Here is a 1,121-nt window from a genome sequence, read left to right as displayed (position 1 = left end):
CGGCTACCCATGGGCGGAGGTCGACCCGCACCGCTCCGAGTTCCGCCGCTGGGTCCCCGGCACTCCCGGCCTGCCGGAATTGACGCGTCGAGACAGGTTGCCGTCCGTTCTCGCGGGAATTCGAGCGGCAGCTGCGGCCGGACTCGCGCCACTGAAGATCAATGCGGTGCTGATGCGTGAAACGCTCCACGGCGCGGCGGATCTTTTGCAGTGGTGCCTCGAAGCCGGCGTCGAATTACGCTTTATCGAACAAATGCCTCTGGATGCAGACCATGCATGGGCGCGCGAGAACATGGTGACCGCGGCTGAATTGTTGTCCGTATTGGGAAGCCGTTTCGAATTGGAAGCTATCGGCCGCGAAGATCCGTCGGCTCCTGCCGAAGAATGGCGTGTCGACGGGACCACGATGACGGTAGGGATCATCGCTTCCGTGACCCGCTCGTTCTGCAGTGAATGCGACCGGACCCGAATGACTGCCGAGGGAACAATTCGGTCATGTCTGTTCAGCGACCGCGAAGTCGATCTGCGTGCCGCGCTCAGGTCCGGAGCAAGTGACGACCAACTGGCGGATCTGTGGCGCGGTGCGATGTGGAACAAGTGGGCAGGGCACGGCATCGACGCCGCGGACTTCGTTCCGCCGGAAAGAAGTATGGGAGCGATTGGTGGCTGATTCGCATTCGATCTCGGTTCGTTACTTTGCTGCTGCAGCGGATGTATCCGGTTGCCGTAGCGAGGTAGTCGCCATCTCGCCGGACAACACACTTGCCGAGTTGGTGGCGGTCTTGGTCGGGCGATACGGACCGGAGATGGCGCGAGTGCTGTCGGTCTCGGCTTTCCTCGTCGGTGACGAGTTGACCCGCGACGTGTCTCGAGCCTCCGGTAGCGCTGTCGATATTCTTCCGCCTTTCGCTGGCGGCTAGGCCGACCATTGTCGGCGTAGCTATTTCTGGGTTGCCGACGTATTGTCCTATTTCGGTTATCCGGTCCAGTATTTTTATATCTTGATCGCTCCAGCTCGAGTGGTATCTATCTCCACGTTCTCCATTCTTGGTCAATTGTCCAGTGGTGATCGTTTTGTTTCATTTATCCTACTTTTGGGGGAGTGAATGCATTTTTGATTG

General features: G+C 59.0%; 2 protein-coding genes. Both read left to right on the top strand.

Annotated features, from left to right (window positions below):
* On the top strand, positions 1 to 670 hold a 670-nt coding region (locus ABT116_RS49095), incomplete at its 5' end, for a GTP 3',8-cyclase MoaA family protein (RefSeq protein WP_502984107.1).
* Entirely contained in the window at positions 663 to 920 is a 258-nt protein-coding gene (locus tag ABT116_RS49090; RefSeq protein WP_095969171.1) for a MoaD/ThiS family protein, read from the top strand. The genes ABT116_RS49095 and ABT116_RS49090, both read left to right, overlap by 8 nt.
* Positions 921 to 1,121: the final 201 nt, after the last annotated feature.

Source organism: Streptomyces sp. NPDC002130, assembly GCF_040296465.1.
GTDB lineage: Bacteria > Actinomycetota > Actinomycetes > Streptomycetales > Streptomycetaceae > Streptomyces.
This window is presented reverse-complemented; position numbering and strand designations above follow the sequence as displayed.